The organism is Amycolatopsis sp. lyj-84, from assembly GCF_046549075.1.
GTDB lineage: Bacteria > Actinomycetota > Actinomycetes > Mycobacteriales > Pseudonocardiaceae > Amycolatopsis.
This window is the reverse complement of the sequence record NZ_JAJPWO010000001.1, coordinates 106,856-121,824: the sequence shown is the minus strand read 5'-3', so window position 1 is coordinate 121,824 and position 14,969 is coordinate 106,856. Positions and strand designations below refer to the sequence as shown.

Annotated in this window: 13 protein-coding genes; 6 read left to right on the top strand and 7 right to left on the bottom strand. The window is 69.5% G+C overall.

The genetic code is table 11. From position 1 onward, the window contains the following. Positions 1 to 15: 15 nt before the first annotated feature. From ACLJRM_RS00590 to ACLJRM_RS00580, 3 genes are all read right to left on the bottom strand, one after another. Complete coding sequence (locus ACLJRM_RS00590; RefSeq protein WP_101606586.1) at positions 16 to 789, bottom strand: ATP-binding cassette domain-containing protein; 774 nt, start codon at positions 787 to 789, stop codon at positions 16 to 18. Between the two features lie 87 nt (positions 790 to 876). Then, positions 877 to 2,010, bottom strand: coding sequence for a sugar ABC transporter substrate-binding protein (locus tag ACLJRM_RS00585; protein WP_101606585.1), 1,134 nt, complete (start codon positions 2,008 to 2,010; stop codon positions 877 to 879). Positions 2,011 to 2,334: 324 nt separating this feature from the next. After that, entirely contained in the window at positions 2,335 to 4,089 is a 1,755-nt protein-coding gene (locus tag ACLJRM_RS00580; protein WP_101606584.1) for a DEAD/DEAH box helicase, read from the bottom strand. 264 nt (positions 4,090 to 4,353) lie between these two features. On the opposite strand from ACLJRM_RS00580, the gene ACLJRM_RS00575 reads away from it, so the two are divergent. Continuing rightward, complete coding sequence (locus ACLJRM_RS00575; protein ID WP_101606583.1) at positions 4,354 to 5,478, top strand: YihY/virulence factor BrkB family protein; 1,125 nt, start codon at positions 4,354 to 4,356, stop codon at positions 5,476 to 5,478. Positions 5,479 to 5,612: 134 nt separating this feature from the next. Next, positions 5,613 to 8,756 carry an efflux RND transporter permease subunit gene (locus ACLJRM_RS00570; protein ID WP_410661894.1) on the top strand — a complete coding sequence of 1,048 codons (3,144 nt, stop codon included), beginning with the start codon at positions 5,613 to 5,615 and terminating at the stop codon, positions 8,754 to 8,756. Positions 8,757 to 8,819: 63 nt separating this feature from the next. On the opposite strand, the gene ACLJRM_RS00565 is transcribed toward ACLJRM_RS00570, so the two are convergent. Together ACLJRM_RS00565 and ACLJRM_RS00560 are read right to left on the bottom strand one after the other, a co-directional pair. After that, the gene (locus ACLJRM_RS00565; protein ID WP_410661893.1) at positions 8,820 to 9,656 is read right to left on the bottom strand and encodes a hypothetical protein; all 837 of its coding nucleotides are present in this window, start codon (positions 9,654 to 9,656) and stop codon (positions 8,820 to 8,822) included. A gap of 124 nt (positions 9,657 to 9,780) precedes the next feature. Next, positions 9,781 to 10,023, bottom strand: a complete 243-nt coding sequence (locus ACLJRM_RS00560) for a DUF3039 domain-containing protein (protein WP_005164469.1) — start codon at positions 10,021 to 10,023, stop codon at positions 9,781 to 9,783. A gap of 58 nt (positions 10,024 to 10,081) precedes the next feature. Here ACLJRM_RS00560 and ACLJRM_RS00555 point away from each other — a divergent pair, with 58 nt between their 5' ends. From ACLJRM_RS00555 to ACLJRM_RS00540, 4 genes are read left to right on the top strand one after another with little or no spacing between them, the layout of a single operon-like run. After that, on the top strand, positions 10,082 to 10,888 hold the full coding sequence (locus tag ACLJRM_RS00555; RefSeq protein ID WP_410661892.1) for a sporulation protein: 807 nt from the start codon (positions 10,082 to 10,084) through the stop codon (positions 10,886 to 10,888). Beyond that, complete coding sequence (locus tag ACLJRM_RS00550) at positions 10,888 to 11,532, top strand: hypothetical protein (protein WP_101606579.1); 645 nt, start codon at positions 10,888 to 10,890, stop codon at positions 11,530 to 11,532. The genes ACLJRM_RS00555 and ACLJRM_RS00550 overlap by 1 nt, the downstream gene beginning before the upstream one ends. A gap of 9 nt (positions 11,533 to 11,541) precedes the next feature. Next, complete coding sequence (locus ACLJRM_RS00545) at positions 11,542 to 12,459, top strand: pseudouridine-5'-phosphate glycosidase (protein WP_101606578.1); 918 nt, start codon at positions 11,542 to 11,544, stop codon at positions 12,457 to 12,459. After that, positions 12,456 to 13,328, top strand: coding sequence for a carbohydrate kinase family protein (locus tag ACLJRM_RS00540; RefSeq protein ID WP_168214271.1), 873 nt, complete (start codon positions 12,456 to 12,458; stop codon positions 13,326 to 13,328). The genes ACLJRM_RS00545 and ACLJRM_RS00540 overlap by 4 nt, the downstream gene beginning before the upstream one ends. Here ACLJRM_RS00540 and ACLJRM_RS00535 read toward each other — a convergent pair whose 3' ends face one another. Together ACLJRM_RS00535 and ACLJRM_RS00530 are read right to left on the bottom strand one after the other, a co-directional pair. Then, positions 13,329 to 13,682: a DUF3099 domain-containing protein gene (locus tag ACLJRM_RS00535; protein ID WP_101606577.1), complete on the bottom strand. Its 354-nt coding sequence runs from the start codon at positions 13,680 to 13,682 to the stop codon at positions 13,329 to 13,331. It lies immediately after the preceding gene. Positions 13,683 to 13,699: 17 nt separating this feature from the next. Next, positions 13,700 to 14,965: an amidohydrolase gene (locus tag ACLJRM_RS00530; protein WP_410602083.1), complete on the bottom strand. Its 1,266-nt coding sequence runs from the start codon at positions 14,963 to 14,965 to the stop codon at positions 13,700 to 13,702. Between the last annotated feature and the right edge of the window lie 4 nt (positions 14,966 to 14,969).

Below are 14,969 nucleotides of genomic sequence, written 5' to 3'. Positions count from 1 at the left end.
CCGGTTCTTTCTCACTCACAGGACGGCGGCTTCGGGGCGGGCAAGGCCGAGGTCGCCGGAGCGGCCGGCGGTGATCAGTTCCACGACCTGGCCGTGGGTGACGTCCTTGGTGTGCACCTCGGCGACGAGACGGCCGAGGTAGAGCACCGCGATACGGTCGGCGACCTCGAAGACGTCGGCCATGTTGTGGCTGATCAGCACCACTCCGAGGCCCTGTTCCGCGAGGCGGCGGACGAGGTCGAGCACCTGACGGGTCTGCGCGACACCGAGTGCGGCGGTCGGCTCGTCGAGCAGGACGACCTTCGAGTCCCACAGCACGGACTTGGCGATCGCGACGGTCTGCCGCTGCCCACCCGAGAGGGCCGAAACCGGTGTGCGGACGGACTTCACGGTGCGGACCGAAAGCGAGGCGAGCGTCTCGCGGGCGGCCTTCTCCATGCTGGCCTCGTCGAGCAGCCATTTGCTGCCGCGTTCGCGGCCGAGGAACATGTTCTGCACGATGTCGAGGTTCTCGGCGAGGGCGAGGTCCTGGTACACGACCTCGATCCCCAGATCCGCGGCGTCGCGCGGGCCGTGGATGTGCACCTGCTCGCCCTGGAACTTCACCGTGCCCGAGTCGTAGCCGTGGATGCCGGCGATCGACTTGACCAAAGTGGACTTGCCGGCACCGTTGTCGCCGACGAGCGCGGTGACCTCACCGGCGCGCACGTTGAAGTCCACGTCGTGGAGGACGTGGACCGGCCCGAAGCTCTTGTTCAGCTGCTTCAGTTCGAGGATGGGTTCGCTCATGGGGGTTTCTCGAATTCTCCCGGGTGGGAACCGGGCCGGGGCGCGCTGTCGGGAGTACGCCCCGGCCCGGTCGTCTGGATTAACGGGTCAGGAGATGCCGAGCTGCGTGCACGCCGCGGCCAGGTCGCCGCCGCAGATCTCGGCCGCCTTGACGTAGCCCTGCGTCACGACCTCCTTGACACCGTCCTTGGTGGTCAGCTTCGGCTCGAGGAGCACGGACTTGACCTCGCGGTTGCCCTTCGGGTCCTTCGCCTTGCCGGTGGCCAGCGCGTCGGCGCCCGCCTTGTCGCCCTTGGCCAGCAGGACGGCGAGCTTCGCCGCGGCCTCGGCCTCTTCCTTGATGGGCTTGAAAACGGTCATGTACTGGTCGCCGCGCAGGATGGCCATGAGGCCGTCCGCGGTGGCGTCCTGGCCGGTGACCGGGACCTTGCCGTTGAGGCCGTTCTTCTTCAGCACGGTGATGACCGCGCCCGCGAGACCGTCGTTCGCGGCGACGACGCCGTCGACCTTGCCCTTGTTGTCGGTCAGGATCTGCTCGAAGGTCTGACCGCCCTTCTGGTTGTCCCAGTTGTCGATGGCCTGTTCGCGCACGAGCTTGAGGTCGTTGCTGGCGAACTTCGGCTGCAGGACGGACTTCTGGCCGTTGGCGAACAGCGTCGCGTTGTTGTCGGTCGGGGCACCCTCGATCATGACGACCTCGGCGCCCTTCTTGTCCTTCAGCGCGTCGGCGAGGCCCTGGCCCTGGAGCTGGCCGACCTTCTCGTTGTCGAACGAGACGTAGTAGTCGGAGCTGCCGCCGAGGTTCAGGCGGTCGTAGTCGATCGTCGGGATGCCCGCGGCCTGCGCCTTCTTGGCGACGGCCGAGCCGACCTCGCCGTTGATGGCGGCGATGATCAGGACCTTGACGTTCTGCGCGATCATGCCGTCGGCCAGCGTGGTGAACTTCTGGACGTCGCCCTGCGCGTTCTGGACGTCGGCGTCGAAGCCCGCGTCCTTGAGCGCCTTGGTCAGGAACGGCTTGTCGAAGGACTCCCAGCGCGCGGAGGTGGCGGTCTCCGGCAGGATGACACCGACCTTGCCGCCGGCGGCGGCACCGCCCGGAGCGGGGGCGGACTGCGAGGAGTTGCTGCTGCCCGAGTCGGCGGAGTTGGCGCCACAGGCGGAGAGCACCAGGCCGGCGCCCACCGTCGCGGCGAGGAGGGTAAGGGTTCTGCTGCGCATCCTCGTTCCTTCCGGATCTTGCTCGCGGGCGGCGATCCTGGAGGACCGGTCGCACCATCGCGCATATGTTGTGGGCGACAACATATGCCGCCGAACGGGTTTCGCGGAAGACGGCTGAATCGATTAAGCCTCATCAAATGGACACGGTTTGGCAACGTGGCCGTAGCAAGACGTACGAAGTCTAGGTCCGTTGACGGTGTGACCGCCACCACTCACTCAGCGTGATGTGCGCCGGTCCGCGCGTCCCACCCCTGGACGCAATGAACGGGACTTTCATTGCAAATTTTGCAATGAAAGTCCCGTTCATTGCACGGGTACGGGGCGCTACCAGGTACGCAGGGTGACGATGCGCTCTTCGAGCTGTTCGACCGTCGCCATCGCGGTCGGCGGGCCGCCGCAGATCCGGCGGAGTTCGTTGTGGATCGCGCCGTGCGGCTTCCGCGTCCGGTGGTGGTGCACGCCCACCAGGGCGTTCAGCTCCTTGCGCAGGGCGCCGAGCCGCTCGCTGACCGACTGCGGCCGCGCGACCGGCGCCGCCTCTTCGGCCTTGGGCTTCCGGCGCTTCTCGTCCGAGAGCTGCTCCTCCTGCCGCTTCCGCAGCAGGGCGCGGACCTGGTCCGGTTCGAGCAGCCCCGGCAGGCCGAGGTACTCCTGCTCCTCGTCGGAACCGGAGAACACCGCGGTGCCGAAGGAGTTGCCGTCGTAGATGACCTGGTCCAGCTCGGCGGAGGCGCCCAGCGAGGTGAACGCCTTCTCCTCTTCGCCCGGCTCGTCCTCGGTGCGGTTGGCCTGGGCGAGGAGTTCGTCCTCCCAGCCCTCCTTCTCGCGGTGCGGCTTGCCGAGGACGTGGTCGCGCTGCGCTTCCAGCTCGCTGGCCAGTTCCAGCAGCACCGGCACGCTCGGCAGGAAGACCGAGGCCGTCTCGCCCGGTTTACGCGAACGCACGTACCGGCCGATGGCCTGCGCGAAGAACAGCGGGGTCGACGCGCTCGTGGCGTAGACGCCGACGGCGAGGCGCGGGACGTCGACGCCTTCGGACACCATCCGGACCGCGACCAGCCAGCGGTCGGTCGAGTCGGAGAACTCCTTGATCCGCCCGGACGCCTTGGGGTCGTCGGAGAGGACGACCGTCGGGGTCTGGCCGGAGAGCCGCTCCAGGATCTTGGCGTAGGCGCGCGCGGAGTCCTGGTCGGTGGCGATCACCAGGCCGCCGGCGTCCGGGATGCCGTTGGCGCGAAGCTGCGCGAGGCGCGTGTCCGCGGCCTGCAGTACCGCCGGGACCCACTCACCGGCCGGGTCGAGCGCCGTGCGCCAGGCCCGCGCGTTCTGCTCGGCGGTCAGCGGCTCGCCGAGCCGCGCGGTGAACTCCTCCCCCGCGCTCGTGCGCCAGGATGCCTCGCCGGAGTAGGCGAGGAAGACGACCGGCCGGACCACGCCGTCGGCGAGCGCGTCGGCGTAGCCGTAGGAGTGGTCGGATTTGCTGCGCTGGAAGCCCGAACCGTCGGGCTCGTAGGTGACGAACGGGATCTGCGAGTCGTCACTGCGGAACGGCGTCCCGGTCAGCGCGAGACGGCGGACGGCGGGCGTGAACGCCTCGCGGATCGCGTCACCCCAGGACTTCGCGTCGCCGCCGTGGTGGATCTCGTCCAGGATGACCAGCGTCTTGCGGTTCTCGGTGCGCACGCGGTGCAGCGTCGGATGCGCCGCGACCTGCGCGTAGGTCACCGCGACACCTTGGTAGTCGCGTGAGGTGGCACCGGCGCCGTTGCGGAAGTTCGAGTCGATCGCGATCCCCGCGGCCGCCGCCGAGGCGGCCCACTGGTGCTTCAGGTGCTCTGTCGGCGCGACGATGGTGATCGCTTCGATGGTCCGGTCGCTCAGCAGCTCGGCGGCGATCCGGAGACCGAACACCGTCTTGCCCGCGCCCGGCGTCGCGACGGCCAGGAAATCCTTCGGTTTCTTCGTCAGGTACTTCGTCAGCGCGCGGCGCTGCCAGGCACGCAGCGGGCGGGCGGTGCTGTCCTTCGACGCGGGAGGCGCGCCCAGCTCGCCTCGATTGCGCTCAACCGTTTCCGACATGCCGGTTCCCCTCCTCCCTCACCCGAAACCCCTGGTCATCCGCCCTGTCACAAGCGAAAACCCCCACTTTGGTATCCGGCCGCGACGCCGGCGCCTGAGGTGAGGGCACTCCAGTGAGCCTACCTGCCGGGCCCGTGGAACGCCGGAAGCGCCACCCCCGTTGTCGGTTTACTCACCCGAAAACCCAGGGGTGACGAGCCGAATGCCCGGACATGGACCATGCTGGACCCCGTCAAGGGCGCTCGGCGCCGGCGGAGGAGCTGCATGAGCGAGGAGAACGGCCGGAACGAGCCGGCCGCCGAGGTCGCGAAGGCCCGCAGGCGACCGTTGCGCCTGCTCAGCCGCACGCTCAACAAGGCCTGGGAAGGCAACATCTTCTCCGAGGCCGCCGAAGCCGCGTTCTGGCAGACGCTGTCGCTGCCGCCGCTGCTGCTCGGGCTCCTCGGTTGCCTCGGCTTCGTCGGCGACTGGTTCGGCCAGGAGGTCGTGACCGCGGTCCACGACCGGATCATCACCTTCAGCAAGACGATCTTCAGCGACAACGCCGTCCACGACATCATCGAGCCGACGGTCAACAGCATCCTGTTCGTCGGCAAGGGCGAGATCGTCTCCATCGGGTTCCTGATCTCCCTGTGGGCGGGCTCGTCGGCGATGTCGTCGTTCGTCGACGCGATCACCGTGGCGCACGACCAGTACGGCGTCCGCAACGACGTCTGGCAACGGATCTTCGCGCTGCTGCTGTACCTGGCCGGGCTGGTCATCCTGGTGGTCGGGCTGCCGCTGCTGGCGATCGGCCCGGACCTGCTCCCCCAGTTCTTCCCGAACGACTGGCGCGACACGGTGTCGTACTGGGTCGGCACGCTCTACTACCCGGTGCTGGCCGTGATGATCGTGCTGGCGCTGACGACGCTGTACAAGCTGTCCCTGCCGCGCAGGCTGCCGTGGCACCGCGGGCTGCCGGGCGCGATGCTCGCCATGGTCGTGTTCCTGCTCTCCAGCATCGGCCTGCGGATCTATCTGAACTGGATCACCCAGACCGGCTACACCTACGGCGCGCTCGCCGCGCCGATCGCGTTCCTGCTGCTGATGTTCTTCATCGGGCTCGCGGTGGTCGGCGGCGCGTACTTCAACAGCGCGATCCAAGAACTGTGGCCCGCCAAGGCGACGAAACGCCAGCGCCGGAAATGGCGGCGGCTGGAGATGGAACGCGCCAGCGAACGGATCCGCGCCGAAGAGGGTCGCAAACTGTGGGAACGCACGACCGTCCCGCTCCGGCGTCCCCGTCCGAACGGCGATTCTTCCGACGGTGACGCCGAACACGCTTCGGAACAATCGGTGAACGAAGAAACGCAGAGCGAAGCCGATCAGGTGACAGAACGGCGAAGTTGACACCGGCCGGGGGATGACCTCATCCCGAAGTCGTACTCCGATTCCACCCGTGGTGTGAATCCAGTCCGCCCTCCGCCATGAAAGGCTCGCGGTAATCCGCACGTTCCCGAGTCGCCTTTCTGGGGGATCCCGTCATGTCCACGCTGGCCAGACTGAGCCTGCGCAACCGAAGTCTCATCGGGCTGCTCGCCCTGGTGGTCATCGGCTTCGGCGCCTTCGCCCTGCCACAGCTGAAGCAACAGCTGTTCCCGTCGCTGCAGTTCCCGCAGGCGCAGATCATCACGCCGTACGCGGGCGCGTCGCCGGACGCGGTCGACCGTCAGGTCACCGAACCGCTCGAAGGCGGGCTGCAGGGCCTCAAGGGGCTCGAAGAACTGAACTCGACGTCGTCGGAGGGCTTGTCGCGGATCACCGCGCAGTTCGAATTCGGCACGGACATCGACGCGGCCGTCGGGCAGATCCAGCGCGTCGTCGACGGGGTCAAGGCGCGGCTGCCGCAGAACAGCGAACCGACCGTTTCGGCGGGCTCCACCGACGACCTCCCGGTCGTCCTGCTCGCCGCCGGGACCACCGGTGACCCACAGGCCCTCGCGCCCGCGCTGACCGGGGAGGTCGCGCCGGAGCTGCGCAAGATCGACGGCGTCCGCGAGGTCGAGGTGACCGGTGCGCGGCAGCCGCGGGTCACCATCGCGCTGGACTACGCGAAGCTGGCCGCGGCGGGCGTCGACCCGTCGTCGATCGCCACCACGCTGCAGACCGCCGGTGCCGCCGTCCCGGCCGGGACGCTGACCGAAGGCGACAAGACGCTCACCGTCCAGGTCGGCGGCGGACCGACCACAGTGGACACGATCAAGAACCTTTACCTGACGCCGTCGGCGACGCCGGGATCGCGTCCCGGTGCCCAGGCGCCCAAGCCGGTGAAGCTCGGTGAGATCGCGGACGTCCAGGCGGGCTTCGCGCCGCCGACGTCGATCACGCGCACCAACGGCAAGCCGAGCCTCGGGCTCTCGATCACCATGGTGGAGAACGGGAACGCGGTCGCGATCTCGGAATCCGTGCGGGACAGGCTGCCCGAGCTGTCGAAGAAGATCGGCGCCGAGATGAGCGTCGTGTTCGACCAGGGCACCCCGGTCAAGGACGCGATCAGCGGGCTGACCACCGAAGGCCTGCTGGGCCTGGCTTTCGCGGTCATCGTGATCCTGCTGTTCCTGATGTCACTGCGGTCCACACTCGTGACGGCGGTGTCGATCCCGCTTTCGGTGGTCGTGGCGCTGCTCGCGCTGTGGACCGGTGATCTGTCGCTGAACCTGCTCACCCTCGGCGCGCTCACCATCGCCATCGGCCGGGTCGTCGACGACTCGATCGTGGTGCTGGAGAACATCAAACGACATCTGGCGTACGGCGAGGAGAAACAGCGCGCGGTCCTCGACGGCGTGCGCGAGGTGGCGGGCGCGGTGACCTCGTCGACGCTCACCACGGTCGCGGTGTTCCTGCCCATCGCCTTCGTCGGCGGGTTCGTCGGCGAGCTGTTCTCGCCGTTCGCGATCACCGTCACCGTGGCGCTGCTGGCGTCGCTGCTGGTCTCGCTGACCATCGTGCCGGTGCTGGCGTACTGGTTCCTCAAGCCGCCGAAGACCCCCGCGAACGAGCACGAAGCCGAGCTCACGCGCCAGGCGGCCGAGGACAAGGAACGTCGCGGGCTGCTGCAGCGCGGCTACGTGCCGGTGATCAAGTTCGCCACCCGTCGCCGCGTCACCGTGGTGCTGCTGGCGCTGATCATCTTCGGCGGCACGGTCGGGCTCGCGTCGCAGCTGAACACGAACTTCCTCGACCAGTCCGGCTCGACGACGCTGAGCCTTTCGCAGAAGCTGCCGCCCGGCACCAGTCCCGAGGCCAAGGAGAAGGCCGCGGGCGCGGTGGAACAGGCGCTCGCCGCCGAACCCGCCGTCGAGACCTATCAGGTGAGCATCGGCGGGGGCAGCTTCTTCGGCGGTGGCGGGACGGCGACCAGCATCCAGGTCACCGTCGCCAAGGACACCGACGTCGAGGCGCTCTCGGATCGCTTGCGCGGCAAGCTGAGCGCGCCGGAACTCGGCGAGGTCAAGGTCGGCGCCGAAGCGGGCGGCTTCAACTCCGACGGCGTCTCGATCACCGTCACCGCTCCCGACGAGGCCTCGCTGAAGCCCGCCGCCGAGCAGGTCCGCCAGGCCCTGTCCTCGGTGCCGGACCTGACCGAGGTGACCAGTGACCTCTCGCAGGGCTCGCCGCGCGTGCAGGTCGAGGTCGACGCCGCCAAGGCCGCCGCGAGCGGGCTTTCGGCGACGACGATCGGCCAGATCGCGAACCAGGCGATCGCCGGCCGCACGGTGACCCAGCTGCCGGTGGACGGCGAGCGCACGGACATCGTGCTGCGCGCCGGCTCGGCCCCGGTGTCGGTGGACGCGGTCAAGGCGCTGCCGATCCCGAGCGCGACGGGCGTCGTCCGGCTCGACTCGGTCGCCAACGTGTCCACTGTGGACGGCCCGGCCGCGGTGCACCGCACCTCGGGCGAGCTGAGCACCACGGTCACCGCCAAGAACACCGGCGCGGACCTGGCCGCCACCACGAAGGCCATCCAGTCCAAATTGGACGGCCTGACCTTCACCGGTGGCGCGGCGTACAAGCTCGGCGGCGTCAGCGAGGACCAGCAGGAAGCCTTCGGGAACCTGTTCCTCGCGCTGCTGGCCGCGGTCGCGATCGTGTACCTGATCATGGTGGCGACGTTCCGCAGCCTGCTCCAGCCGCTGATCCTGCTGGTGTCGATCCCGTTCGCGGCGACCGGCGCGATCGGGCTGCTGCTGGCCACCGGCACCGCGCTGGGCCTGCCCGCGCTGATCGGGATGCTGATGCTCGTCGGCATCGTGGTGACCAACGCGATCGTGCTGATCGACCTGATCAACCAGTACCGGGCTTCGGGGATGAGCGTGTCCGAAGCGGTGATCGAGGGCGGCAGGCGACGGCTGCGGCCGATCCTGATGACCGCCGCGGCGACCATCTTCGCGCTGGTCCCGATGGCGCTCGGCCTGACCGGTCAGGGCGGGTTCATCGGGCAGCCGCTGGCGATCGTGGTGATCGGCGGGCTGGTCAGTTCGACCCTGCTGACGCTGATCCTGGTGCCGACGCTGTACACGACGGTCGAGACGCGGAAAGAGAAGCGCCGCGCGAAGAAGGACGCTCGACGGTCGCGTTCCTCGGAGGCCCCGGCTTCCGAGACGCTGACGCCCGAGCCGACTTCGTAGACCTGGGGGGGGACGGGGGAGGAAGGCACGCCGGGCCGGTGGGACGCCCGGCGTGCCTTTCGCTCACGCCTTCCGGAACCGCCACGTCTTGCTGTCGAAGGCCACGCACCACGAAGGCGACAGCACGACGACCCGCAGGGTCCCGTCGGCGGCCACGTCGACGCCCTCGGTCTCGAAGTTCCCGCTGCAGGTGCTCTTCAACGGCAACTGCCCCAGCGAGGTCACCCGCCCGGTGACGTCCGAACCGGACAGCGCGCCGGAAAGATCGACCTGCAGCAGCGGTTTGGTCGTCCCGAACAGCGCGCCTTCGGGATCGTCGGACGCGCACAGCAGCCGTGTCGCGGTGACGAAGTCGCAGCCCTGGATGTCCCGCACCGGCCGGTCGAGCCGGATCGCGGACGAGTACGGCAGGTTCGCCGACGGGTTCGTGTGCGCGACGCCGGGCATCGGGTGCACGAGGAGCCGGTCCATCGTGCCCCACTCGCCCGCCACCATCCAGCGCGCGTCGGGGGTCACGGCGGCGAACGAGTTGTTGTTCGCTTCCCACGATTCCAGCGCGTGGGTGTAGTTCGCCCAGGTCCCATCGGGCGACTCGACGCGGAAGAGTTTCGCACCCCTGTCGTCGCGCTGGTACGGCTCGACGTACCAGCCTTGCGCCGAACCCGGGTCGCCGATGTGGTTCCAGCCCTGCGAAGACAGGTTGACGGGAACTGTCGCGATCCCGGTGTAGCGGTAGATGGTCCCGGAGGGCCGCTCGATGGTGGCCAGGCCCTGGCCCTCGTCGAGCGGGCGGGCGTTGTCCGAGCCGACCGTGGTCCAGCCCGTCACGGCCTGGGCCGCGGTGGGGGAGAACACCGCGAGCAAGGCGGCGATGGCGAGCACGATCCCGGTTTTGCGCATGAAGGCTCCGTCCCGACGGGTTTTCGCTGGCGGGTACTGAATTACCAGCGAAAACCGCGACGGGCAGCCACCATGTGAAGGATTTTCAGATTTTGTCCGGTTTCGGACACCGGACGGCCAGGTGTCAGTCGCCCGGCTTGAGACCGTCGTAGATCTTCTTGCAGTCGGGGCACACCGGCGAACCGGGCTTCGCCGACTTCGTCACCGGGAAGACCTCGCCGCACAGCGCCACCACGTGCGTGCCCATGACCGCGCTTTCGGCGATCTTGTTCTTGCGCACGTAGTGGAACATCTTCGGCGCGTCGTCATCGGTGCCGTCGGTGCCCTCGGGGCGGGTATCCGGCTTCGGAAGGGTCTGTGTACTCACCCCTCCATAATGCCCCAAATCCTCCTGCGCACACCGGCGACCTGGCAGGATCTCGCCCATGTTCCAGAAGGTGCTCGCGACATTCGGTTCGGGCGGGGCGAAGATCGACGCCCGGCTGCTCGATCGCTCGGTCTCCCCCGGCCGTCCCCTGCGCGGCGAGGTCCTGCTGCTCGGCGGTGAAGTCGATCAAGAGATCAACGGTCTCTCGGTGAAGCTGCTCGCCCGCGTCCAGACGCCGGACGAGCGCGCTCCCGGCGTCGAGGACCTCGAGTTCGGCACCCAGCAACTCGCCGGCCGCGAGCGCGTCACCCCTGGTCAGCAGGTTCGCATCCCGTTCGAGGTCGCCCTGCCGTGGGAGACGCCGATCTCCAGCGTCTTCGGCAAGCCGCTGCACGGGATGGCCGTCGGCCTGCAGACCAGCCTCGACATCGCGAACTCCGTCACCGACCCGGTCGACGTCGACGGCGCCGCGATCGAGCCGCTGCCCGCGCAGAAACGGATACTGGACGCCTTCAGCCGGATCGGCTTCGTCTTCCGCGAGGCCGTGCTGGAACGCGGCCGGATCAACGGCGCGACCCAGCAGCTCCCGTTCTTCCAGGAGATCCGCTTCACCCCCTCTCCGAGGTTCACGAACGTCTTCACCTCCGTGGCGGTGACGTTCCTGTCCTCGGCGGCGGAGACGCAGGTCGTGCTGGAGGTGACCAAACGGGTCCGGGTGTCCAAGAGCGGCGGGTTCGGCGGGCGCGGCCAGGAGTTCCTCGGCCTGTTCAAGGTCGACCACGGGGCGCTGGAACGGGTCAAGTGGGAGCCACAGATCGAGGGCTGGCTGCACGAAGTGGCCAAATCACGCGGAATCTTCGACTGATGGACTGGCCGACCGCGATCACCAGGCTCGGTGGCGATCACCAGATCGCCGCCGTCGCGTGGAACGACCTCGAAACCCGCTACGCCGAGCCGCATCGCCGCTATCACGACCTCCGGCACGCCAGCGCCGTCGCCCGCGACAGCGGTGCCCTCGCCGTCGCCTTCGGCCTGAGTTCCCGTGAGCGAGCCCTCATCGCCGTCGCCGCCTGGACGCACGACGTCGTCTACGACGCCCGCCCCGGCGAGGACGAACAGGCCAGCGCGGCCTGGACCCGCGACGAGCTCGCCAACGCCCGGGTCCCCGAGGCCGAAATCACCCGTGCGGAGGAGCTGGTCCTCAGCACGATCCATCACGCCGCCCCCGACGACGACGTCCTCGCCACCGCGCTGCTCGACGCCGACCTCGCGATCCTCGGCGCCTCGCCGGAGAAGTACCAGGAGTACGCGAACGGTGTCCGGGAGGAGTACTCGATCTATTCGGACGAGGACTGGCGCGTCGGACGCGCGACCGTCCTGGAAAGCCTGCTGGCGCGGCCGCGGCTGTATCGCAGCGACATCGCGCGGGCACGCTGGGAGAGCAAGGCGCGGGAGAACCTCGCGGGCGAACTGACCCGCTGGCGTGGCGCGGACCCACATCACCGATGATGTTCGTTCGTGACTCCGCAACTGTCCCTTCACGAAGAGGTCGCCTCCGCCCTCGCCGACGGTGACCCCGTCGTCGCGCTGGAGAGCACCATCCTCTCCCACGGTCTCCCGCCCGGCCGGAACCTCGAGGTCGCCCGGCGGCTGGAGAAGGTCGTGCGCGACGGCGGCGCCGTCCCCGCGACGATCGCCGTGCTCGACGGCGTCCCCCTGATCGGGCTCGCCGGCGAGCAGCTGGAGCGCGTCTGCGCGCCGGGCGCGGACCTGGACAAGCTCTCCCTGCGCGACATCGGCCCGGCCGTCGGCCTCGGCCGCTCCGGCGCGACGACCGTCGCGAGCACCGCGGCGCTCGCCGCCGCGGCCGGGATCGGCATGTTCGCCACCGGCGGGCTGGGCGGCGTGCACCAGGGCGCGGCACAGAGCTGGGACGTCTCGGCGGATCTGGGCGTGCTCGCGAAGGTGCCGACCACGGTCGTCTGCTCCGGGGTGAAGTCGGTCCTCGACATCGCCGCGACGCTGGAGCTGCTGGAGACCAACTCGGTGCCCGTGCTGGGATACCGCACCGGCGAGTTCCCCGCGTTCTACCTCCGCTCCTCCGGCTACGAGGTGCCGTGGCGGGTCGACGACGCCGCGCAGGCGGCCTCGGTCATCGCCGCCCACCGGGCACACGCGGATTCCGGGGTACTGCTGGCGAATCCGATCCCGGAAGCGTCCGAAATGGACCGGGAACTGCACGACCGGCTGCTCGCCGAGGGGCTGGAACTCCTGAAGTCGCAAGGGGTCCACGGCAAGGAGGTCACACCGGTGCTGCTGGAGCATTTCCACACCGCGAGCGGCGGCGCGAGCCTCGACGCCAACGAGGCGCTGGTCCTGTCCAACGCGGAACTGGCCACCTCGGTCGCCGTCGCGCTCGCCGGGAACGCGGCATGAGCGGGATCGTGGTCGTCGGCGACGTCGGCCTGGACGTGGTCGCTCGGCACGAAGGTCCCATCCCGCACGGCGGCGACATCCGCGCGAAGGTCCACTTCACCAGCGGCGGCGCGGGCGCGAACACCGCGCTCTGGCTGCGCGCCGAGGGAGCGGAAACCACGCTGATCGCGCGGATCGGCGACGACTCCGGCGGCCGCATGGTGAAGACCGAGCTGGAGGCGGCGGGCGTCCGCTGCGAATTCGCGGTGGATCCCGAGGACCCGACGTTCTGCGTCGTGGTGCTCGTCGACGGCGCCGGTGAGCGGAGCATGCTCGCCGACCGCGGCGCGAACGCGAAGTTCGCGCCCGAGGACATCACCGAGCAGGCGCTGAGCGGGGCGAGCCACCTGCACCTCTCGGGCTACGTCCTGCTGTACCCGTCGTCCCGGCCCGCGGCGCTCGCCTCACTGGCGGCGGCGAAGAAGGCCGGGCTGACGACGTCGGTAGACCCGCAGGCGGCGACGCTGATGACCGATCCGGCGGGCTTCCTCGACGACGTGCGCGGCGTCGACCTGCTGATGCCGAACACCAGCGAGCTGGTCGCGCTGACCGGGTCGAGCGATCCGGAAGCGGCGAAGGAACTGCTGGGCTACGTCGGCGAGGTCGTCGTCACCGCCGGTCTCGACGGCGCCAGCTGGATCGACGCGGGAGGCAACATCACCTCGGTGCCGTCGGTGCCCGCCGACTGCGTCGACTCCACCGGCGCCGGGGACGCCTTCGACGCCGGTGTGCTGGCGGCGTGGCTGCGCGGCGAGTCCACCGTGGAGGTGCTTCGGGCGGGTACGCGGCTGGGTGCCCGCGCGGTCGCGAAGGTCGGGCCGCAGCCCTGATCAGCCGCCGTCGATGACCTGGTGGTTGCCGCCTTCGATGCGGGTCGGTTCGGCCTGGTACCGGTTGACCGTTTCGCTCTTGCGCGGCGGCCGGTCGTTGGCCACCAGGACGGCGATCCAGGGCAGCGGGATCGAGATCGCGATCAGCGCCAGCGCGAGCCACCAGGTCTCGTAGAGGATGCCGGCGAGGATGAGGCACGGGATGCGGAAGGACATCATGATGATGTACTTCCGCTTCCGCTTGGCGAGCTGGTCTTCGTAGGACGGGGCGGCTTCGGTGATCAGCACCGGAGCGGGTTCCCTCGGTTCGGGACCGTGGGCGGGCGCGTTCACAGCACCACCTCCGGCTTCCATGCTCCCACTCGCCGGGCTCATCCGACACCCGGGTGGGTGAGCCGGTGCCAAGCCGCGACCACGAGCGTTTCCACGCCCGCCGAAAGCGTCGGATGCGGGAGCGGCGCGAACAGCGGCGAATGGTTCGACGGGATGTCCTGTTCGAACCGGCCCGCCGTCATCGCGGCGATGACCTTCTGCTCGTCCAGCCCGCCGACCAACCAGAACACCGACGGCACCCCGGCCGCGCGGCCGAACTCGCTGAAGTCCTCACTGCCGGTGACCAGCGGCGCGGGCATCACCCTGCCCTCGCCGAAGTGGTCGCGGAACGCGGCGGTGAGGCCTTCGGTGGCCGCGTCGTCGTTCTCGGTGACCGGGAACGTGCCGATGCGCTCGATCTCCGGCGGCTTCGGCGCGCCCGCGGTCGCGGCCTCGCCCTGGACGATCCGCTCGACCGCCGCGACGACCTTCTCCCGCACGGCCTGGTCGAACGACCGGATGTTGACCTCGAGCACGGCGTGGTCGGCGATGATGTTGTGCGCGGTCCCGACGTGCAGCGAACCGACGGTCACCACCGCCGACTCGGTCGCCGAGATCTCCCGCGAAACGATGGTCTGCAGTTTCAGCACCACGGACGCGGCGAGCACCGCGGGATCCACCGTCGTCTCGGGACGCGAGCCGTGCCCGCCCCGGCCGTGCAGCGTGATGCGCAGCGCGTCGGTGGCCGCCATGATCACACCCGGCCTGGTCAGCACCCAGCCCGCCGGACCGGGGACGACGTGCTGGCCGAGCACGACGTCGGGTTTGCCCGCGGGTTCGAAGACCCCGTCGCGGACCATGCCGACGGCGCCGTCCCCGGCCTCCTCCCCCGGCTGGAAGACGACCATCAGCGTGCCCGACCAGTGCTCGCGCCCGGCGGACAGCAGCGAGGCGGCGCCGGAGAGCCAGGTGGCGTGCATGTCGTGGCCGCAGGCGTGCATCACCGGGACGTCGCGGCCGTCGGCGTCGATCCCGCGCGCGGTGCTCGCGTAGGGCAGGCCGGTCTTCTCCTCGACCGGCAGCGCGTCGATGTCGGCGCGCAGCATGACCTTCGGGCCGGGTCCGTTGCGCAGCACGCCCAGGACGCCGGTGCGCCCGATGCCGGTGTGCACCTCGTAGCCGTCGGCCTCCAGGCGGCGGGCCAGTTCGGCGGCGGTGCGGGTTTCGGCGAACGACAGCTCCGGATGCCGGTGGAGGTCGGTGTACAGGTCTTCCAATCCGGGCAGCGCCGCCTGCAGCGGTGCCAGGACACTTTCGAGGCTCACCACG

What these genes read in the sequence shown, in the direction of transcription:
- ACLJRM_RS00590 (WP_101606586.1), bottom strand. Translation starts at nt 789, where the DNA reads ATGAGCGAACCCATCCTCGAACTGAAGCAGCTGAACAAGAGCTTCGGG.
- ACLJRM_RS00585 (WP_101606585.1), bottom strand. Translation starts at nt 2,010, where the DNA reads ATGCGCAGCAGAACCCTTACCCTCCTCGCCGCGACGGTGGGCGCCGGC.
- ACLJRM_RS00580 (WP_101606584.1), bottom strand. Translation starts at nt 4,089, where the DNA reads ATGTCGGAAACGGTTGAGCGCAATCGAGGCGAGCTGGGCGCGCCTCCC.
- ACLJRM_RS00575 (WP_101606583.1), top strand. Translation starts at nt 4,354, where the DNA reads ATGAGCGAGGAGAACGGCCGGAACGAGCCGGCCGCCGAGGTCGCGAAG.
- ACLJRM_RS00570 (WP_410661894.1), top strand. Translation starts at nt 5,613, where the DNA reads ATGTCCACGCTGGCCAGACTGAGCCTGCGCAACCGAAGTCTCATCGGG.
- ACLJRM_RS00565 (WP_410661893.1), bottom strand. Translation starts at nt 9,656, where the DNA reads ATGCGCAAAACCGGGATCGTGCTCGCCATCGCCGCCTTGCTCGCGGTG.
- ACLJRM_RS00555 (WP_410661892.1), top strand. Translation starts at nt 10,082, where the DNA reads ATGTTCCAGAAGGTGCTCGCGACATTCGGTTCGGGCGGGGCGAAGATC.
- ACLJRM_RS00550 (WP_101606579.1), top strand. Translation starts at nt 10,888, where the DNA reads ATGGACTGGCCGACCGCGATCACCAGGCTCGGTGGCGATCACCAGATC.
- ACLJRM_RS00540 (WP_168214271.1), top strand. Translation starts at nt 12,456, where the DNA reads ATGAGCGGGATCGTGGTCGTCGGCGACGTCGGCCTGGACGTGGTCGCT.
- ACLJRM_RS00535 (WP_101606577.1), bottom strand. Translation starts at nt 13,682, where the DNA reads ATGGAAGCCGGAGGTGGTGCTGTGAACGCGCCCGCCCACGGTCCCGAA.